Source organism: Flavobacterium sp. KACC 22761, assembly GCF_034058155.1.
In the GTDB taxonomy this organism is placed as follows: domain Bacteria; phylum Bacteroidota; class Bacteroidia; order Flavobacteriales; family Flavobacteriaceae; genus Flavobacterium.
Window position 1 is genome coordinate 2,906,912 of the sequence record NZ_CP139148.1, and the last position, 20,752, is coordinate 2,927,663.

General features: G+C 34.2%; 20 protein-coding genes. 8 read left to right on the top strand and 12 right to left on the bottom strand.

Translation table 11 applies throughout. The features are described from left to right. Nucleotides 1-130: 130 nt before the first annotated feature. The 4 genes from SCB73_RS12585 to SCB73_RS12600 all read right to left on the bottom strand — a co-directional run bounded on the left by SCB73_RS12585 (nt 131) and on the right by SCB73_RS12600 (nt 3,909). Entirely contained in the window at nt 131-679 is a 549-nt protein-coding gene (locus SCB73_RS12585) for an RBBP9/YdeN family alpha/beta hydrolase (protein WP_320566575.1), read from the bottom strand. A gap of 19 nt (nt 680-698) precedes the next feature. Beyond that, on the bottom strand, nt 699-1,529 hold the full coding sequence (locus tag SCB73_RS12590; RefSeq protein WP_320566576.1) for an alpha/beta hydrolase: 831 nt from the start codon (nt 1,527-1,529) through the stop codon (nt 699-701). Between the two features lie 163 nt (nt 1,530-1,692). After that, nucleotides 1,693-2,061: a PUR family DNA/RNA-binding protein gene (locus SCB73_RS12595; RefSeq protein ID WP_026728980.1), complete on the bottom strand. Its 369-nt coding sequence runs from the start codon at nt 2,059-2,061 to the stop codon at nt 1,693-1,695. Nucleotides 2,062-2,130: 69 nt separating this feature from the next. Further along, nucleotides 2,131-3,909, bottom strand: coding sequence for an ABC transporter ATP-binding protein (locus tag SCB73_RS12600; protein ID WP_320566577.1), 1,779 nt, complete (start codon nt 3,907-3,909; stop codon nt 2,131-2,133). Between the two features lie 203 nt (nt 3,910-4,112). Here SCB73_RS12600 and SCB73_RS12605 point away from each other — a divergent pair, with 203 nt between their 5' ends. From SCB73_RS12605 to yajC, 3 genes are all read left to right on the top strand, one after another. Continuing rightward, nucleotides 4,113-5,222, top strand: coding sequence for a Glu/Leu/Phe/Val family dehydrogenase (locus SCB73_RS12605; RefSeq protein WP_320566578.1), 1,110 nt, complete (start codon nt 4,113-4,115; stop codon nt 5,220-5,222). A gap of 234 nt (nt 5,223-5,456) precedes the next feature. Beyond that, a complete protein-coding gene (nusB, locus tag SCB73_RS12610; RefSeq protein WP_320566579.1) occupies nt 5,457-6,368 on the top strand; it encodes a transcription antitermination factor NusB in 912 nt (303 codons plus the stop codon). Nucleotides 6,369-6,404: 36 nt separating this feature from the next. Beyond that, complete coding sequence (yajC, locus tag SCB73_RS12615) at nt 6,405-6,683, top strand: preprotein translocase subunit YajC (RefSeq protein WP_320566580.1); 279 nt, start codon at nt 6,405-6,407, stop codon at nt 6,681-6,683. Between the two features lie 200 nt (nt 6,684-6,883). On the opposite strand, the gene SCB73_RS12620 is transcribed toward yajC, so the two are convergent. From SCB73_RS12620 to SCB73_RS12640, 5 genes are all read right to left on the bottom strand, one after another. Then, entirely contained in the window at nt 6,884-7,444 is a 561-nt protein-coding gene (locus SCB73_RS12620) for a YdeI/OmpD-associated family protein (protein WP_413927830.1), read from the bottom strand. A gap of 27 nt (nt 7,445-7,471) precedes the next feature. After that, nucleotides 7,472-8,749 (bottom strand): peptidase T, encoded by a 1,278-nt coding sequence (pepT, locus tag SCB73_RS12625; protein WP_320566582.1) that lies wholly within the window; start codon nt 8,747-8,749, stop codon nt 7,472-7,474. Nucleotides 8,750-8,867: 118 nt separating this feature from the next. Then, the gene (locus SCB73_RS12630) at nt 8,868-10,007 is read right to left on the bottom strand and encodes a formylglycine-generating enzyme family protein (protein WP_320566583.1); all 1,140 of its coding nucleotides are present in this window, start codon (nt 10,005-10,007) and stop codon (nt 8,868-8,870) included. A 108-nt stretch (nt 10,008-10,115) separates the two neighbouring features. Next, on the bottom strand, nt 10,116-11,102 hold the full coding sequence (locus SCB73_RS12635) for a DUF6515 family protein (RefSeq protein ID WP_320566584.1): 987 nt from the start codon (nt 11,100-11,102) through the stop codon (nt 10,116-10,118). Between the two features lie 87 nt (nt 11,103-11,189). After that, nucleotides 11,190-12,395, bottom strand: a complete 1,206-nt coding sequence (locus SCB73_RS12640; protein ID WP_320566585.1) for an OprO/OprP family phosphate-selective porin — start codon at nt 12,393-12,395, stop codon at nt 11,190-11,192. Between the two features lie 238 nt (nt 12,396-12,633). On the opposite strand from SCB73_RS12640, the gene SCB73_RS12645 reads away from it, so the two are divergent. Continuing rightward, nucleotides 12,634-13,668, top strand: coding sequence for a quinone-dependent dihydroorotate dehydrogenase (locus SCB73_RS12645; protein ID WP_320566586.1), 1,035 nt, complete (start codon nt 12,634-12,636; stop codon nt 13,666-13,668). On the opposite strand, the gene SCB73_RS12650 is transcribed toward SCB73_RS12645, so the two are convergent. Together SCB73_RS12650 and SCB73_RS12655 are read right to left on the bottom strand one after the other, a co-directional pair. Further along, entirely contained in the window at nt 13,654-14,370 is a 717-nt protein-coding gene (locus SCB73_RS12650; RefSeq protein WP_320566587.1) for a DUF3307 domain-containing protein, read from the bottom strand. The genes SCB73_RS12645 and SCB73_RS12650 overlap by 15 nt on opposite strands. Next, nucleotides 14,367-14,978 carry a SatD family protein gene (locus SCB73_RS12655; protein ID WP_320566588.1) on the bottom strand — a complete coding sequence of 204 codons (612 nt, stop codon included), beginning with the start codon at nt 14,976-14,978 and terminating at the stop codon, nt 14,367-14,369. The genes SCB73_RS12650 and SCB73_RS12655 overlap by 4 nt, the downstream gene beginning before the upstream one ends. Before the next feature lie 293 nt (nt 14,979-15,271). Between SCB73_RS12655 and SCB73_RS12660 the strand changes: the two genes are divergently transcribed. The 4 genes from SCB73_RS12660 to guaB all read left to right on the top strand — a co-directional run bounded on the left by SCB73_RS12660 (nt 15,272) and on the right by guaB (nt 19,851). Further along, on the top strand, nt 15,272-16,138 hold the full coding sequence (locus tag SCB73_RS12660; protein ID WP_320566589.1) for a beta/alpha barrel domain-containing protein: 867 nt from the start codon (nt 15,272-15,274) through the stop codon (nt 16,136-16,138). 81 nt (nt 16,139-16,219) lie between these two features. Continuing rightward, nucleotides 16,220-16,777 (top strand): hypothetical protein, encoded by a 558-nt coding sequence (locus tag SCB73_RS12665; protein ID WP_320566590.1) that lies wholly within the window; start codon nt 16,220-16,222, stop codon nt 16,775-16,777. A 62-nt stretch (nt 16,778-16,839) separates the two neighbouring features. After that, nucleotides 16,840-18,174: a DUF5723 family protein gene (locus SCB73_RS12670; RefSeq protein WP_320566591.1), complete on the top strand. Its 1,335-nt coding sequence runs from the start codon at nt 16,840-16,842 to the stop codon at nt 18,172-18,174. A 204-nt stretch (nt 18,175-18,378) separates the two neighbouring features. Further along, nucleotides 18,379-19,851, top strand: a complete 1,473-nt coding sequence (gene guaB, locus SCB73_RS12675; protein WP_320566592.1) for an IMP dehydrogenase — start codon at nt 18,379-18,381, stop codon at nt 19,849-19,851. 52 nt (nt 19,852-19,903) lie between these two features. Here guaB and SCB73_RS12680 read toward each other — a convergent pair whose 3' ends face one another. Continuing rightward, complete coding sequence (locus SCB73_RS12680) at nt 19,904-20,734, bottom strand: hypothetical protein (protein WP_320566593.1); 831 nt, start codon at nt 20,732-20,734, stop codon at nt 19,904-19,906. Nucleotides 20,735-20,752 lie beyond the last annotated feature (18 nt).

The following is a 20,752-nucleotide window of genomic DNA, read 5'->3' on the forward strand; positions in this document are numbered from 1 at the left end:
TTTGGCCTCTGTGGGCAATTGATTTCAATTGTCATCCTGAATGAAGTCGAAGGCTCGTTTACGACAAAAGGGCTTCGACTTCGCTCAGCCTGACAATCGGTAAACTGAAGACTAAAAATCTGAACACTGATCACTTTTCAATATTTGCGATCAACTGATTCAGAATCACTTGTCCTTCTTCCCAATATTTTAAATCAGAATCAGAATTGATGTGGCCTTGCTGACCAACGTTTACAAAATCGCTTCCCCATTTTTTCGCAAAATATTTTTTTCTTTCAAAAGAGGCGTAAGGATCGTTTTCGCTTGCAACTACAATTGATGGAAATGGTAGTTTGTAAATTGGCATTGGTGAAAAATTTCTAATAATGTCTGGTGTGTGTTCCGGTGAATCAACATCTGCGGGAGCGACCAACAAAGCGCCAATTATATGTTTATTCGAATTAGTTTCTGCCCAATGCAATACCAATGAGACCGCAAGACTATGCGCAACTAAAATAGTTGGATTTTCAAGTTTTGAAACTTCTTCATTTAGACGCGAAATCCAATCTTCGCGAAGCGGTTCGTTCCAATTATCTTGCACAATTCGAATTGAATTATCGAATTTTTTGTGCCAAAAAGTCTGCCAGTGTTTCTCTCCAGAATCTCCAAGTCCTGGTAAAATTAATAGTTGTGTGTCCATTGCCGTGGATTTTATATTATTATTTTTTGGTTTGTTTTTCTTTTAAAATGCGGTTTACTTCATTAACGAGCAACGGAAAACCAGGTTCTGTCATTCCATGTCCATAACCGTCTAATTCGTAAAGTTTCGTTTGTGTATGGCCAACCAATTTCATCATTCGGGCCATATAAGCGTTTTCTTCATAGCGTCCTAGCATTTCCAGTTCACGATCTCCTGTAATCAACAAAAGAGGCGGAGCATCGGCGCGAACGTGATATAAAGGGGCAAAAGCATCTATTGTAGGCTGTTTTTCCGGAATTCCGTTTTCTCGTCTAATCTCAAAATGCGTAATACATTGTCCGCTGAACGGAATAAGTCCGGCAATTTTATTGGCATCGATTCCTTCTTTTTGAAGCCATTTTTTATCCAATCCTATCATTAAAGCCAAATAACCGCCAGCCGAATGTCCTGAGACGAAAATCTGAGAAACATCGCCCCCATAACTGGCTATGTTGTTAAAAGTCCACGCTATTGCAGCTGCAGCATCTTCAATTGCTTTTTCTGCTTTTACTTTCGGCGAAAGCCTATAATTAACGCCGATAATGGCAAATCCTTTATTTTTTAAAGCTTCGGGAATTTCTTTGTTTCCGCCTGTCAATCCGCCACCGTGAAACCACACGATTGTTGCAAAACCTTTAGTGTTTTTTGGATAATAAATATCTAGAACACATCTTTCGTTAATATAGCTGTCTGTTTTATTTGTTGTTGTGTTGTAGTATTGAATATTTGATTTGGTTTCGTATTCTGTTTTTTGCGAAAATGCTGAAAAACTGATCAATACAAAAGCGAGTAGAGAAAGTAATTTTTTCATTTTTGATTAAAAAGTAAAATGTTAGCAGTAAAATGTAATTTATGAAAGGAATGTGAATCCTGCATCTCACATTTTGCATTTCACATCTGAAAAATAAATATATAAAAAAAGTCCAAAATGCTATACAAATTGGACTCGTACTTTCTAAAAAGTTATTTGGAGACTAAATATCGTCAAAATCAATATCGGTAAAGCTTGATCTTTGTGTTTCAGCTTTATCAGAACTGTATTCTTTCTTAAAATCTTTTTGGTGTCTTTCAGAGATTACTTCTTCGCCTTTGTGGTTCAAGACGTATGAAGTCATTTCTTCTAGTATTTCAGCAAAAGCACTAAAATCTTCTTTATACAAGTAAATCTTGTGTTTTTTAAAATGAAAAGAACCATCTTCTTCTGTGAATTTTTTACTTTCGGTAATTGTGATATAATAATCGTCAGCTTTTGTAGCTCTCACATCAAAGAAATAAGTTCTTCTTCCTGCTCGTAATACTTTAGAAAAAATCTCTTCTTTTTCTAACATGTCATTTTCTCTCATAATACGTTCTATCATTTTTTGGAATTAATAGTACTCAAAAATCATAAAAAATTATCTATTACACAACAATTAAAGTAATTCTTTTTCCGAAAGTTGTTTTAAATATAACGATGAATAATAGCCGTCTTGATTTATTAATTGATTATGAGAACCTTGTTGAATAATTTTGCCATCTTCCAAAATGATAATCTTGTCTGCATTTTTAGCCGATGATACTCGGTGGCTTACTATTATTGTAGTTTTATTTTTACAAATTTCAAACAAGTTGCTTAAGATGGTTTCTTCTGTCTCAGTATCAACTGCAGAAAGGCAATCGTCAAAAAGCAAAATTGCAGGATCCTTTATGATGGCACGTGCAATAGAGACACGTTGCTTTTGTCCGCCCGAAAGTGTGATGCCTCGTTCGCCCAAAATAGTATCGTATTGTTTGTTGAATGCTATGATATTGTCATGAACCACAGCATTTTTAGCAGCTTCAATCACTTCTTCATCAGTAGCATTTTCATTGCCAAATTTGATATTGTTTTTTATAGTATCAGAGAATAAAAAAGCATCTTGAGGCACGATACCAATATTGTTTCTGAGGTCATTTAAGTTCAAACTGCTGATCTCATTTTGGTCAATTGTAATTCTTCCTTCTGTGACGTCATACAAACGTGAAATCAAAGATAAAATCGTCGATTTTCCAGAACCAGTTTTTCCTAAAATGGCTAATGTTTCTCCGTTTTTTACTGAAAAAGTTACGTTTTTTAGTGCTTCAATATTGGTGTCTTCATAAGTGTAGCTCACATTTTCAAAAGCAATTGAACCATGAATTTCAGATGAATTTGGATTGTTGTTTTTGATTTCTGGCTCCAATTTCAAAAATTCATTCAAACGTTTCTGAGATGCTTCGGCTTCTTGAACCATCGACGAAACCCAGCCTAATGATGCCACTGGCCAAGTTAGCATATTTACATATAAGATAAACTCGGCAATTGTTCCAATATTCGGGATGCTTCCATTAATGTACATTACGCCTCCAAAATAAATCACAACCAAATTGCTAATCCCAATTAAGGCAATCATCAAAGGCCCAAAAAGCGATTGTACTTTGGCCAAATCCAAACTTTTCTTTTTGCTTTCATCAGCCAAATCAATCATATTGTTTTGATGCTGATTTTCTAAAGAATAGGCTTTTATTACGCGAATTCCTGAAAAGATTTCCTGCGTAAAACTGGAAACTTTTGATAAATATTGTTGGAAAGTCGTGCTTCGTTTGTTGATTTCAGAGCTTAATTTGAAAATGCAATACGATAAAATTGGCAACGGAAGAATTGTGTACAAAGTCAAAAGTGGCGAAACGTTATACATATATATAATAACGATTGCAAAGCGAATGAATGTATTGATAGTGTACATTACAGCCGGCCCGACATACATGCGAACTTTTGAAACATCTTCAGAAATTCGGTTCATTAAATCTCCAGTTCGGTTTTGTTTGTAAAAATTCTGTGAAAGGATTTCATATTGCTTGAAAACTTCATTTTTTAAATCAAACTCAATATGGCGCGACATTACAATTAAAGTTTGACGCATTAAAAAGGTCAGGAATCCTGCTACAATGGCACTTCCAATGATTAAGAGTACATTGTGAATCAAATCTTGTTTATAAAATTCTCTAATAATGGCTGAATTTTGGTCTGCTTCAGAGAGTTTTAGAAAGCGTTCAATCACATCAAAAGAGTGGCTAACCAATTTTGGTGTAAATAAAAAGAAGATTTGTGCGATTATTGTGATTAAAATTCCAAAGGAAAAACTGAATTTATATTTGATGAAATATTTGTTTAAATAGCTTAATTCTTTCATTTTTTTAAGAAATGTGATATTGAATTGATTTAAAATTATGAATTATTGTTAATTAAAATTATAATAATTTGCAATTAAATCAAAACAATTATATTGTAAAATTGTTATTTTAAAGATAAAAAATTAGCACATGTGTATTTTTTAATTATGTTTGAGAAGTCTTTTTGACAAATTCATAATTTTAACTAATTAATACTAGCGCTATGGATGCAACTTTCGCAACTGGAAAGGAACTTCAAAAAATGGATCCTGTTTTTGGTCAATTATCTTTTGACGATCACGAACAAATTGTATTTTGCAATGACAAAGATACAGGTTTAAAAGCAATTATTGGTATTCATAATTCGGTTATGGGGCCAGCTTTAGGAGGTACTAGAATGTGGAATTATAACACCGAGTGGGAGGCATTAAACGATGTTTTGCGTCTTTCAAGAGGAATGACTTATAAATCTGCCATTACTGGACTTAATATTGGTGGAGGTAAAGCGGTTATTATTGGTGATGCTAAAACCCAAAAAACGCCTGAACTAATGCGCAAGTTTGGAGAATTTGTTCATTCTTTGAGCGGAAGATATATTACAGCTGAAGATGTTGGAATGGAAACAAAAGACATGGACACTGTAAGAGATGTTACACCGTATGTAACTGGAATTTCTGAAGAAAGAGGCGGATCTGGAAATCCTTCGCCTGTTACAGCTTACGGAGTTTATTTAGGAATGAAAGCAGCTGCTAAAAGCCAATTTGGTTCTGATGTTTTAGACGGCAAAAAAGTTTTGGTTCAAGGAATTGGACACGTAGGTGAAGCTTTAGTTGAATATTTGACTAAAGAAGGTGCACAGGTTACGATTTCTGATATCAACGAAGAAAAATTATATGAGGTAGCTCAAAAATACAACGCAACTATTTATACAGGTGAAGATTTGTATACTGCTGATGTTGATATTTATGCGCCATGTGCAATGGGGGCAATCATTAATGATAATACAGTAAACAAAATCAAAGCTAAAGTTATTGCTGGTGCAGCCAACAATCAATTAGCAGATGAAAATGTTCACGGTGCAAGATTGCAAGAAAGAGGAATTTTATATGCTCCAGATTTCTTGATCAACGCAGGTGGAATTATCAATGTTTATGCTGAACTAGCTCATTATGGTAAACCAGAAATTATGGCTAAAACCGAAAATATCTATAACACTACGTTAGAAATTATCGATTATGCTGTGAAAAACGGAATTACAACGCATAAAGCAGCACTTACAATTGCTCAAAATCGTATTGACGCAAGAAAAATTGAAAACGCTGCTAAGAAATAATTTTTTTAGTTTACAGTCTCAGTCTCAGTTTTCAGTTTATCTGGAAACTGAGACTTTTTTATTTGATTCTTAATATATTGTAGTAAATTGTGACTGCGACTGCAAACTGTGACTAAAAACTACCACTTTTTTACGAAATAATTTTAAAATAAGCTTCGAAAGTTATACTTTTGCAGACTAATTTTTAAATGTTCTTACAAGGTGGTAAATAGAAGACACATACGCGTTAAAGTAATGCAATCCATTTATGCAATGCATCAAAGCGGTTCTGATAATATGGAAAAAGAAGAGAAATTTCTTTTTTACAGCATAGACAATATTCAGGACTTATACCTTATAATGCTTTCTTCATTGATTGAAATTTGCAAAAAAGAATCTGTTTTTTTACATCTTTCAAGCAAAAAACATCTTGCAACTGCAGCAGAACGTAACCCAAACGAAAAATTTATCAAAAACAAAATTTTTCAACTTCTTGCCGAAAGCAATTCTCTTAGCATCGCTCTAGAAACTCGTAAAATCAATAATTGGTCATTAAATGATGATTATATTATTTTGCTTTTGAATGATATTAAAGCAAGTGATATTTACAAAAAATACATGAGCAACAACGTGAATACATTTGAAGAAGACAGACAATTTATAATTGATTTGTTTGAAAATGTTATTGTTCCGAATGAAAAATTATACGAATATCTAGAAGACGACAAATTAACTTGGGTTGATGATATTCCTGTTGTAAATACACATATTATCAAACAATTAAAAGCAATCAAAACGGAAGATCCGGATGCTTTTAGAGTTCCGAAACTGTACAAAGATGTTGAAGATAAGGATTTTGCAAAAGACTTATTCAGGCGTACTGTTTTGAATGAAGCAGTTTTGGCAAAAGAATACGATGACAAAACACCAAACTGGGACAGCGAGCGTATTGCAGAAATTGATACTATTATTTTGAAAATGGCCATTTGCGAATTTTTGAAATTCCCATCAATTCCTGTAAAAGTAACTCTTAACGAATATTTAGAAATTGCAAAAGAGTATTCTACACCAAAAAGCAGTATTTTTATCAACGGAATTTTAGATAATCTGGTAAAAGAACTTACGGCTAATAAAAAGATGGTAAAAGTAGGACGAGGATTAATGTAAAATAAATTAATAATCAATAATTATAAAATATAAAAAATGGGAAATTACATGTTGTATCTTCAGCTTGGTCTAATGGGAGTAATTATTTACTTATTTATGTTTAGACCAGCTCAGAAAAAAGCAAAAGCAGAAAAAGAATTTAAAGAAGCTTTAAAAGTTGGAGATAAAGTTGTTACTATTGGAGGAATTCATGGAAAATTAACTGAATTAGGCGAAACGACAATTGTAATTGAAACAATGTCAGGAAAATTGAAATTAGATAGATCGTCACTTTCAATTGAAAAAACGGCTGCTTTGAATGCAAAAAAAGCTTAAGGTTTTAAATTCCAAAAAAAATAGTAAATCCCAAATTCCATCCCGAAGCCTCGGGAGAGTTTGGGATTTTTTTGTGTAATGAAATTTGCCTGCAAAGTTTGTTGAGCAATAATAAGCGAAAACCTTTGTCAAAGTTTTAAACTTTGACAAACGTCTCTAAGTATTGGAATTTGGAATTTCCTAATTTGGAATTTCAAACGCTACCTGTATTTATCATTCAATCCAATATTTCCTAGAATCATCGGAATCACTTTTTCGATTCTTGAAATTTTGGTTTTTTCCTGTTTTGCAGTTTCAATATATTCTAAAAACTCATATTGTTTATAAGGAGAAAACTTTTCAAAAGCTTCTTTTAAAGCAGGATTCTGATTCATTTCTTTATTCAAAAGTTCAGATACAATAGCTTCTTTTTTGGAAGGTTTTATAACTTTTCCTTGTTTTTCGTTTTCGATTGCTTCTTTTATGTATTCCAAAATAACCGTTTCGTCTATCTCTTCTTTTGACGAAAATCGCCATTGGCGCAACGATTTTGTTACATCTTCCTGCGCATTTATAAGTTTCTTTTTTCCATCTTTTAAGAAAACGCCATTAAAAAACCATAATGCAAAATAATCTTTAAATCCTCCAATTCCGACCACATTTTTCTTTTCATAAACAAAAACCGGACCTCCCCATTTTGTAGTTTCCGTCAGTTCCGTTTTGTCAATAATGGCTTTCAGGAGAATCAATTCTTCTTCCCATTGTGCGCCATATTTCCACATGCCTTTATTTTCAGATTTCGTTTCCAATTATTTTCTTTTTTTAGAATTTTCAGATTGGTCAAAAATTCCTGGTACAGCAGTCAGTTCAGCAATTTTTACGATTACATCAGTCGCTTTTTGGATGCTTTCAGCAGGAACATATTCATATTTTCCATGGAAATTATGTCCGCCAGCAAAAATGTTCGGGCAAGGCAATCCCATAAATGATAATTGAGATCCGTCAGTTCCGCCACGAATAGGTTTGATGATTGGTTTGATATTTAATTCTCTCATTGCTTTTTCTGCAATATCTACAATATATTTTACAGGCAAAACCTTTTCTTTCATATTGTAATATTGATCTTTTACAACTGGAATTACAATATCTTCACCGAATTTTTTGGCATATTTTTTATTGAAGCTTTTCGCAATCTTGAAAATAAGTTCTTTTCGTTTTTCGAATTTTTTCTTGTTGTGGTCGCGAATAATCAGTTCCAAAACTGTTTCTTCGATATTTCCTTTAATATGATGAACATGAAAAAATCCTTCATAACCTTTAGTTTCCTGCGGAGTTTCTCCTTTCGGAAGTTCATTGATAAACTCGTTTGCCAAAAGCATTGAATTGATCATTTTTCCTTTTGCATAACCCGGATGAACGCTTTTACCTTTGAAAGTAATTTTGGCTCCAGCCGCATTAAAATTTTCATATTCTAGTTCGCCAATCTGGCTTCCGTCCATTGTGTATGCCCATTGCGCGCCAAATTTTTCAACATCAAAATGATGTGCGCCACGGCCAATTTCTTCATCTGGAGTAAAACCAATTCTGATTTTTCCGTGTTTGATTTCTGGATGCTGAATTAAATATTCCATTGCAGAAACAATTTCGGTAATTCCAGCTTTATCATCAGCTCCTAATAAAGTTGTTCCGTCGGTTGTAATGATGGTTTGGCCTTTATATAACAGTAAATCTTTAAAGTAATTTGGAGATAAAACAATGTTTTTCTCAGCATTCAAAACAATATCTTTTCCGTCGTAATTCTCAACAATCTGAGGTTTTACGTTCGCGCCACTAAAGTCTGGCGAAGTGTCAAAATGCGAAACAAAACCAATTGTAGGAACTTCATGCTCAACATTGCTAGGCAAAGTTGCCATAATATATGCTTTATCGTCAATTGTAACCTCTTGCATTCCAATAGCTTTTAGTTCCTCGACTAATTTATTGGCAAGATTCCACTGTTTTTCTGTACTTGGTGTTGTTTGTGAATTTGGATCTGATTCAGTGTCAATTGTTACATAACTGATAAAACGATCTATTATATGTTGCATTTTTTTGTTTTTTTAGCAAATATAGAAATTTTTTTCTCCCAGAAAATTTAGCTTTCAATATCTGAATTAATAAAAAAAGGGATTCATTATCGAATCCCTTTTTAATATTTTAAGTTTGTTATTTGCTTTTTACGCATCTAAAACCAACATGGTTTGCAGCAGATCTGATTTCGCCTTTTCCTCTTGTTCCCACCATATAGCGCGTGCAGTATTGATCTGTACATAAAAATGAGCCACCTCGATGAACTCGTTTTACCTCAGATGGATCGCTAGGATCATAATACGCACTTGGGCCTTGCGGATTTTTTGTTACTTCGCCACCTTCGGCCAAAGTTTTGTAATAATCCACACTATACCAGTCGTTGACCCATTCCCATACATTTCCGGCCATATCATACAAGCCATAGGCATTTGGAGCAAATTGTGCGGTAGGAGCAATTCCTTTAAAGCCATCTTCGCCAGTATCGCCGTCTTTTATAGGAAAGTGGCCTTGATAAATGTTAGCCTGAAATTTTCCATTAGGTTTTAACGAATTTCCCCAAGCGTAAAGATTTCCGGTTTTACCTCCACGAGCTGCAAATTCCCATTCTGCTTCAGTTGGAAGTCTTTTTCCTGCCCATTTTGCGTAAGCAGCTGCATCTTCATAGACTACATGTACCACGGGATATTTTTCTTTTCCTTTAATAGTGCTCTGTGGTCCTTCTGGATGTCTCCAGTCGGCACCTGGTTCATAGCGCCACCATTGCAGAAAATTATTTAAATTAACTGCTGAAGGTGTAGGAGTAAAGACAACAGAACCTGTAACTAAATCTTCTTCATTTGCCGTTGGGAATTCTTCTTTTGTTGGTTTTTGTTCGGCAACCGTTACATAACCAGTTGCTTTGACAAATTTTTCAAATTCTTCGTTCGTTACTTCAGTTTGATCCATATAATAACCATCAACATAAACACGATGAATAGGAGCGGCATCTTTTGTAACGCCTTTTATGCTGCATAAGCTTTCGTCTTCAACATTTGATCCCATAGAGAATTCGCCACCTGGAATCCAAACCATTCCCTTTGGCGCTTTTCCAGCTGGTTTGTTTTTATTTTCAATTGTCGGAAGAAATGCCGATGCTTCATTGGTATTTGGAGTTTCAGCACAATCCATTGCGACCGCTTTTTCGTGTTTTGGAACTACTAATTTAGTGTATCCATACGCAATCGAAATGATCGAAATGGTCAATATTGCAAAAATCCAGTAGGTTTTATTTTTCATTGTAATCGTTTTTAATATATGATGGTTGTAATAGCGTGATAAAATTATAAAAATAACAATAAATAAGTCTATTTATTTTATAGAATTTATAGGGTAATTTGTTTTTAATTATTCTTTCTCCACCGAAACAACTTCATATTTATCTTTTCCGTCAACTTGAACAGGTTGATAATAGGTTTCTCCAAATTTCACATATTTTGCGTCGCCAATAGTTACTTCCTCTCCACCTTCAGGCAATTTATCGACTACAGTTCCAGCGGTTGGTGCAACTACAGTATATTTTCCACCATCTTTTTCGTAATAAGTTCCTCCATAATAATAATTATTAACGGTCCCTGTGTTGACTGTTTCTGCTCCACTTGGAATATTATTTACAGTACCACCAACAGGCGCCGGGACGGCTGTATAGCCTCCGCTAGTTGAAGTGTACCAAACTCCTTGATCATAATGATATTTTTCGTTTTGAACACTAACAATAATAGCTGTTGTTGCTAAGGTAGCCACGAAAAATCCCCACGGATGCCAAACTGGCCCCCAATAAAAAGGTACATAAGGACGTGGATAATATGGATGATAACAATTATATCGATAACCACCATATACATAAGGTGGGCGAGTATATGGTCTATACCCTGGTCTTACAACTGTGTTACGATTGTTGCGCACATGAACACTATTGTTGACGTTAATATTAACATTATTTCTGTTTCTGTTGACCGTATTGCCACTGATATTAGTATTTCTGTTTCCAGAATTATTAATACGGTTGGTGTTGTTGCTTCTGTTGTTCACAGTTCCGTTATTACGGATATTGTTATTATTTGTCGAAGGATTAATTCTAGTACCTCCATTATTTGCTCCTGGCCTAGTTGTATTAGCGGGTCTATTTACTTGAGGTCTGCTTGCAGTTGGTCTAGACTGCATTGCTGGACGCGCTTCTCTTGTTGGTCTTGCTTGTCTTGTAGCTCCACCGCCTCCAGCTCCGTGAAAACCGCCACGGCCACGCTGTGCAAAACCATCCATTGAAATCATAAAAAGCGATGCAACGAAAAACAAACAAACCGTTTTTCTAATTGTTTTGGTTATATTTTTCATTTTCAGAGTTTTAGTTTTATAAAGTTATTAAAAAAAAAGATTTATGGTGTAAAAATTAACTATAATTCATTTGAAGGAGTTTCTAAATTATAACGAAATGTCCCATTGAATCCTAAAGCGCCAGCCTTGTTGCAGAGGAAGCGTTTTGTCTTGAAAACTAAAGTAACTTACTTCAGAAGTCAATTTGTTTTTATGTCCTTTAAAAAACCAGTTAAAAGCTACAGTGGATTCATCTTGTCTGTTTTCTCTAATTGAATTATCAGGTCTGTATGCCGCATGACGGCCTGCCATTTCTAAATGTTTTGGCCACCAATCAAATGCATTATGAAAAAAATAGCCTGCTTGAACGTAATATCCTTTCATAATAGTGGTGTCGTCATTGTTTATTTTGTCGATGATTTCTTTGTTGTGCAATTCGCTCTGCCATGAAAAGCCGCGATACATAAAAGCGGTTTCAAAATTCCATTGGTTGACTCTATACTGTCCCGGAAGCCCATTTTCAAAACCTTCTAAAGATCCTCCGCCAGATTGTGAGAATCGAGTATACGGGCTTCGGTTTGTTAAACCTGAAATAGCGATAATTGGAGTTGGTTTTTCGTGAAATTCTAAATCACTGCCTTCAAAATCTAGAAATCTTCCTAGAAAATTCCATTGAGCACGTCCAAAATACATTAAATTTCCGTCATCATTTGCCGTATTCCCTCGTCCGGTTCCAGTAAGTGCGGCGGCCCAATAATTAAAATCTGCAATTCCGGTGCCTTTAAGATGTCCGTAAACTTCAACTCCCATTTGCCTGTCAGCAGTAAAAGGACGGTTTATTAAAGATCGGTCAACGGTTTGTTGTTCACCGCTGCTTATAAAACGTTCTCTTGTATATTCGACTTTCCATTGGCCGGCTTTAAAACTGAGCCATTCCCATTTTTCAATCATAAGTCTGAAATCCAACAAATTGGACTGACTTAATTCATACTCCCAATAATATTTAAGCCAAGGATGAAAAGCGTGTCCTCCAACTTTTAATCGGGCTCTGTTGATTTTAAAAGTTGTTTTTGCTTCCTGACTGTAATCGTCATAAGTTAGAGGATCTGTATCATTGGGAGTAGAAAATCGGAATTGGAGTCTGCTTTGTAATTGAAAAAGAAATTTATTGTCTCTGGTTCTTAGCTCGATTCCTTTGGAACCATAACTAACATTGATTAGTTTCGTTGTGTCTTTTTCTAGTTGAGCATTAGAGCAAATGGGAATGAAGAACAATAAAAATGCAGGCAGGTATTTTGTGATTTGGTTAAACATATGCTTGATTTTATTATTGATTCTTTTTTATTTATCAAATTTTTGAAATGAATATTATGGAAAAAATTTCTTCAGTATTTCAAAATTAAATAGAAAAGACTTTAATAAGTTTAATATAAAGTCTGACTTTGTTTCATTTTATAACTTGAAACGTTTTATAATTTGTTTTCTATAAAAAAGCACCTTTTTAAACTATAATATTTAAATTTGCACCCGAAAACAACACAACAAAATTCTTATGTATAAATTGATAATTCGCCCGATACTTTTTTGGTTTGATCCTGAAGAAGTGCATTACTTTACTTTTTCATTTGTAAAATTCATTTCAAAAATCCCAGGAGTTTCGTCAATTATAAGAGCCATTTATGAAGTAAAAGATGCTCGATTAGAGCGAGAAGTTTTCGGAATCAAATTCAAAAATCCGGTTGGACTTGCAGCAGGTTTTGATAAAGATGCGAAGCTTTATAAAGAACTTGGAGATTTTGGTTTTGGTTTTATTGAAATTGGAACTGTGACCCCGGTTGGTCAGGAAGGAAACCCAAAGAAACGTTTGTTTCGTTTAAAAGAAGATCAAGCTATTATTAACCGAATGGGATTTAATAACGGCGGTGTTATTGAAGCTGTAGAACGTTTGAAAAAGAATTCGGGAGTTTTGATTGGTGGCAACATAGGAAAAAATAAAGTGACTGATAATGAAGATGCAGTTAAAGATTACATCATTTGTTTTGATGCCTTATTTGATCACGTAGATTATTTTGTGGTGAATGTAAGTTCGCCAAATACACCAAATTTAAGAGCTTTACAAGACAAAGAACCTTTGACAGCTTTGTTGCAGACTTTGCAAAACAGAAATGTTGAAAAACAAAAAACAAGTACTCAAAAAGTAAAACCAATTCTTTTAAAAATCGCTCCAGACTTAACAGATGAACAATTATTAGATATTATTGATATTGTAAAAACAACGCAGATTGCGGGTGTAATTGCAACAAATACTACAATTTCAAGAGACGAACTGCAATCTGCAAATCAATCAGAAACAGGAGGTTTGTCTGGAAAACCATTGACGAAACGTTCGACAGAAGTGATTCGTTTTCTTTCAGAAAAAAGCAATAAAGCGTTCCCGATTATTGGAGTAGGAGGAATTCATTCTGCTGATGATGCCATCGAAAAACTAAATGCAGGTGCAAGTTTAGTGCAATTATACACGGGATTTATTTATGAAGGCCCAGCGCTTATAAAAGCAATCAATAAAAAAGTTTTAGGACAATTGTAAAAGAAGTGTCTGGATGATAAGTCCGGCCACGATTGCAATTCCAAAACTGATTAAAGTTCCAATCATTACATATTCAGTAAGTTTTCTGTCCTTGGCTTCTTGTAAATCTCCGAATCTAAAAATACATTTTGCTGCCAACAGAAATCCGATTGCTTCAAAATGGTTCGTTAAAATAAAACAAACAATAAGAAGACGTTCTAATATGCCAATGTAATTTCCTGCATTGGCAAGCGAATTGTCCTGATGGCTGTTTTGACTTTCAGGGCTCCAGATTGAGATAATAGTTTTGATGAAAATTGAGATAGGTTTTGTTACCAATAAAAATCCTGTCAGCAAAATCCAAAATTCATTGTCTTGCCAAAAATAAATTATGTTTTTATTTTGATAAAGAAGCACAACAGCAATTAGAACTAGAATATGCGCAATTTGGTCAACAACAAACCAAGTGCGTTTGGTTTTCTTTTTCTGAAAATTTAGTTTGATTAAATCAATGATACCGTGTGTAATAGCGATTAAAATTGCATATGGAATAAATGCGATTTCCCAAGCGAGAATTGCAGCCAAAACTCCGTGAAGCATAATATGAGCATATAAGTAAAGGCTTTTATGTTTTTTGATTTCCTTGTCAGCAACCCACGAGTTTGGTTGCCAAATAAAATCACCTAATAAATGCGCTAAAAGAAGTTTTACGAATAAAATCATGGGGCAAGTTGTTTTATTTGTGTTCTAAAATATCGATCTAAATTTAGGACTAAATCAAATTGGGCGCGCTTTTGTCTTCGGCTTACGGCGGCTTGATTAATGCCTAGTTTCTGGCCAAGCTCTTCTTGAGACAAATCTGGATTTTCAATTGCCAAAGCAACAAACTCAGCAGATTGTACGAGCCAGCTATCCATAAAAGTCAAAGCCAATTGCAACATTAAATTCATTTTTTCATCAAAATCTGAATCGCCTGTTCGCATAGCTAAAGTGACTTTCTGTTTTTTTAAAGTTTCAAAAAGTTCCCCAGAATGTATAAATGCAGAACCATTGCTTTCAGAGATTTTTTCAGCATTGTGTGTTTTGTCTCCAAAACCAATGCTCATACGGGCATCAGATTTTATGGCTCTCAAACGAGCTTTTACTAAAATGGCGGTCAATAAAACATCTTCTGGATTTTTTACTTCGATTTGAAATTCATCTCCGCGATAAATTTCCCACTGTTTGGGCGTAACGCCAAGTGGACTCAGGATTTTTTTTAAATCATCGACCCAATGATTTGATTGCTGTTGTCTTGAACCAATAATATCGCCTGTAATTACACTAGTCATAACCAAATATAATTAAAAATTATAAACTTTGTATTACAAATATAAGTAATATTTTTTGTTATTACGCTTTTTAGTAATATTTTAAAATATTACGTTTTTATGTAATAATATTTGAGATTACAATTTTACGTAATAATCTCCCCAACATATTGTAGAGATGCAAGGTAGTGCGTCTCTACAATACGCGATGTATAAAATTCTGTCTTAACAGGTTTCAAAAAAAAATAGAAATATCACATAATTTTTATTTCTTTAAAAAAGAAACTAACTTAGCATTTACAAAAGAAAAAGTTTTGAATAAAGAAATCAAGATTATCGAATGTCCCCGTGATGCTATGCAAGGCATCAAGGATTTTATTCCAACAAAAAACAAGGTTACTTATATTCAGGCATTGCTTCGAGTAGGTTTTGATACTATTGATTTTGGAAGTTTTGTGTCTCCAAAAGCAATTCCGCAAATGCAGGATACAGCCGAAGTTTTGGCGCAGCTTGATCTTTCGCAGACTTCGAGTAAATTACTTTCCATAATTGCCAATACGCAAGGCGCAGCTCTGGCTTCAGAATTTGAATCTATCCAATATTTAGGATTTCCTTTCTCAATATCTGAAAATTTTCAGATGCGAAATACGCATAAGACCATTGCAGAATCTTTGATTACTTTAGAAGAAATTCTTGAAATTGCCGATAAAAAAAATAAAGAAGTAGTAACCTATCTTTCAATGGGTTTTGGAAATCCTTATGGCGATCCGTGGAATGTTGAAATAGTAGGCGAGTGGACAGAAAAATTAGCAGGAATGGGCGTCAAAATCCTTTCGCTTTCAGATACTGTCGGAAGTTCGACACCAGAGGTTATCACTTATCTTTTTTCAAATTTAATTCCGAAATATCCTCAAATTGAGTTTGGCGCGCATTTGCATACTACTCCAGATAGTTGGTTTGAGAAGATTGATGCTGCTGCAAAAGCAGGCTGTGCCCGTTTTGATGGTGCAATTCAAGGTTTTGGAGGCTGTCCTATGGCGACAGATAAGCTGACAGGAAACATGCCTACAGAAAAACTGGTTTCTTATTTTACAGCCAATAAAAAAATCACCGGACTTAATTCTTTGAGTTTTGAAAGTGCTTATAATGAAGCTTCAAAATTATTTGGGAAGTTTCATTAAAAAAAATCCTATATTTACTTGACAAAGCAATAAAAACAATATTCCCCAGTTGTTTACTATTATCTTAAAATTCTTTCAAATATGAAATGTAATTGCATCAATAGTATTCTAAAGATTTTTGCAGTAGCAATTTTGTTTTTTTCATGCTCAAGCGATTTAGATTTTGATCAAGTAAATGATTTGAAACTAGAACCCGTCTACGTTGCCAATCTCGTTTATTTTGATATTCCTGCAAATCAGTTAATTGCTGATGGTGGAATACAGATTGCCTATGATTCCAGAAATTTTGATGTTTTCAAAAAACAGTTCCTCAGAGATTATTTGTCAAAAGCTGAATTTGATGTAGAAATTGAAAACAATATCGAACGCGGTTTTGTAATCAACATGGTGCTCCTGAATTCCCAAAATCAAATTCTTACGACTTCATCTTATACTGTGCCCGCTTATAAGGGAAGTCCAAATATTATTAAATATCCTACTGAAGTTTTTGAAAATCAACGATTAGAGCTTTTAAAACAAACCGAAAAAATAGGTTTTGTTGTTTTAATGACGGCTGGAGCTCCGTTAGATGAAAATAGTGTTGGGAATTTAAAGTTACGATCAAGTGCAACAACTTATTTTGAAATCGGGGTGAAATGAGGATGAAATATTTAATTTTAGGGCTTCTTTTACAGTTTTCTTGTTTTTCTCAAAATAAGGAAATGTTGTACAACTTCACATCAATTCCCCAATCATCATTAGTAAATCCTGGCGCTGATGTTTCCTATAAATATTACTTCGGATTTCCCGTATTGTCTGGCGTATCATTAAATGCTGGATCGAGTAGCTTTTCGGCTTATGATTTATTTGCAAATAATGGAGTCGATTTTAATCAAAAAGTAAGAGACGTTGTCAATAAATCTTCTCGAAATGACAAAGTAGTTACCAATGAACAACTGGAAGTGTTTTCTGGCGGGTTCAGAGTAGGAGGTAGGGAAAGTCGTTCTTATATTTCTTTTGGTATTTATCAAGAGTTTGATTTTTTTATGTATATGCCAAAAGACTTGGCAATATTAGCTTTAGATGGCAATCGAGATTACATGGGAAAAGCTTTTCACTTGGATGATTTAAATGTCAAAGCCGAAGTTCTTTCTGTTTTTCATGTAGGATTTCATAAAAAAATGAATGACAAATTAGTACTTGGTGGTCGAGCGAAAATTTATTCCAGTGGTGCAAATGCAACTTCTGTTCACAATTCTGGTTATATATTTACAGGACAAGAACCAGGCACACCCAATCTATATACTCAAATTATTTCTTCAAATTTGGAACTTAAAACTTCTGGATTAGCTCCTTTTACGAAAGATGAATACGACGGAAATATTGCAAGAGATATTGCTCACAATACTTTTTTTAATGGAAGCCTAGGTTTAGGATTAGATGCAGGAGTAACATATTATCCGAAAGAAAATCTTCAGTTTACTGCCAGTATTATTGACCTCGGATTTATAAATCAGTCAAAAAATATTGAAACGCTTACCTATAAAGGCACTTATCAATATCAAGGCGCAAATCCAGATTTTACAAATTCAGATGATCCAGAAAATGTTTTTGACGAATTTAAGAAAGCAATCCCGAGAGATACTTTGTATGATAAATACACCACTTGGCGCCCTACAAAAATATATGCTTCTGCCGAATATGCATTCGGCAATTCCAGATCAAATGCTGATTGCAATTGCAAAGGACAAGTAAAAGAAAGATATCTAAATGCTGCAGGAATTCAGTTTTTTGCTATGACAGCACCCAGAGAACCACTCGCCGCAGTTACTGCTTTTTATAAACGAAGTATTTTCGAAAAATTAGATCTGAAAGCAACCTATACAATTGATGCATTTTCAAGCACTAATATTGGTCTCGGGCTTTCGGGAACGATTTGGAAAGTAAATATTTATGCTCTGGCAAATAATGTTTTAGAATACAAAGATATTTCAAAGGCAAGCAGTGCTGCATTCCAAATCGGAATCAATTTTGTTTTCCAAGATCAAGAAGAATAAATTCCAAAAAATAAATCTCAAAAAATAAATCCCAAATTCCAAGAACAATACTTCATTTTCGGTTTGTATTGGACTTTGGAATTTAATTTTTGGAATTTCAAAACCGTAAGTGTTTTCTTGTAAATACAAATTTATGAATTAGTTAGTATTCAAGTTAGCAATTTATTCACTATATTTGCACGCAATTCAACTAGAAATTGCACCATGATAGCACACAACTCCAAGATTATCGGCGAAGGTTTAACTTACGACGATGTATTATTAGTACCTAACTACTCGAATGTGCTTCCTCGCGAAGTGAGTATCAAATCAAAATTTTCAAGAAACATCACATTAAATGTTCCGATTGTATCTGCAGCTATGGATACAGTGACCGAAAGCGCAATGGCTATAGCTATGGCACAAGAAGGTGGAATTGGTGTTTTACATAAAAATATGACTATCGAACAACAAGCAGGAAAAGTTCGAAAAGTAAAACGTGCAGAAGCTGGAATGATCATTGATCCAGTTACTTTGCCAATGACTTCAACAATTGCAGATGCAAAAAATGCCATGAAAGAATTCGGAATCGGTGGTATTCCAATTGTTGACGAAAACAAAATTCTTAAAGGAATTGTAACCAATCGTGACTTGCGTTTCGAGAAAAACGGAGCAAGACCAATCGCTGAGGTAATGACAAGCCAAAACTTAGTAACAGTTTCTGAAGGAACGTCATTACAGCAAGCAGAAGTTGTGTTACAAGGTCATAAAATCGAAAAATTACCAGTTGTAAATGCTCAAAATGAATTAGTAGGTTTAATTACTTTTAGAGATATTACAAAATTAACTCAAAAGCCAATCGCAAATAAAGATTCTTTTGGTCGTTTGAGAGTTGCAGCTGCTATTGGAGTTACTGGAGATGCAGTTCAAAGAGCTGAAGCTTTAGTTGCAGCCGGTGTAGATGCAATTATTATCGATACAGCACATGGACATACAGAAGGTGTGGTAAATACATTAAAAGAAGTAAAGGCAAAATTTCCTCAAATTGATGTGATTGTTGGAAACATCGCTACTCCAGAAGCTGCTAAATATTTAGTAGAAAATGGTGCCGATGGTGTAAAAGTTGGAATCGGACCTGGTTCTATTTGTACTACACGTATCGTTGCAGGTGTTGGTTTTCCTCAATTTTCGGCAGTTTTAGAAGTTGCAGCTGCTATCAAAGGAACAGGAGTTCCAGTTATCGCTGATGGTGGAATTCGTTATACAGGAGATATTCCTAAAGCTATCGCTGCAGGTGCCGACTGTGTAATGTTAGGTTCGTTATTAGCAGGAACAAAAGAATCTCCAGGGGAAACTATCATTTTTGAAGGAAGAAAATTCAAATCTTACCGCGGAATGGGATCTGTTGAAGCAATGCAAACAGGATCAAAAGATCGTTATTTCCAAGATGTTGAAGACGACGTTAAAAAATTAGTTCCAGAAGGAATTGTTGGACGTGTTCCTTACAAAGGTGAATTGAACGAAAGTATGCTTCAATTTATTGGAGGTCTTCGTGCCGGAATGGGATACTGTGGTTCAAAAGATATTCCGACTTTGCAAGAAACTGGGCGTTTTGTTAGAATCACTTCTAGCGGAATCACTGAGAGTCATCCACATAATGTTACAATTACAAAAGAAGCTCCAAATTATTCTAGATAATTTGAGTTTTGAAATAAAACAAAAGGCGTAAGAAATTAATCTTACGCCTTTTTTATTTTTTTGAAATTTTACAAATTTGTTTAAAATCGCTTTTTGATTTCAGTTGCAAAGAAAAATCAGTATGTTTTAGGCCGAGGCTAAATTCCATATCTAAATTATTTTCAGTCATAAAATGATTCGGAATGTCATAAATCAGGTTTCCTTTTCCTTTTCCAGTTCCACTTGTTTCAAATCTGTTGTCTGACATTTTGATTGTGTAGGTTTGTACAATATCAAAAAAAGCATTTTTTGAATCCATACTTTTTAAGGTGTACGTTGTCGTAATCACCATTTCAAAGCTAATTCCTGCTATTGGTATAACTAATGGGTTGTCTTGACTAAAGGATTCCCCAATTTTTAGTTTTTTTTGTGGCAATAGTATTTGCGAAAAGGTGCTTTGCACCATTTGAAAAATCGTATTTTTAAGATTCTCTTCCATACCTTCGGCAACAATAGAATCCATCTTAGGCATTGTATTTAAAGAACTTTTTCCGTACAAAAGCGTACCACTCGGAATTATAGATTTTCCATTTGCATCAGTAGATTTTAGGTACTCAATAGTAATCGGAAAATTTCCATCTGTACCCATTTTCCCAGTTTTAGAAACCGTTTCGACATTAAAAATGGTTTTTATTTTTGTTGGATTTTCATTTCCGTTTTTCTTTAATGCTTCTAGAAATTTTTCTGATCCGGAATAAGCGATTTCATAATCTGAAGAATTAGTTGTGTTTTGATTATAAATGGTTTCGGGAGCATAACCTGCTTTGAAATCTAAAACTTGATTAGCTTGACCATAATTTAAAGCCGTCGTACAAATAAAAAAGAGAAGGAATATTTTTTTCATTGTTTTTTATACAGTTTT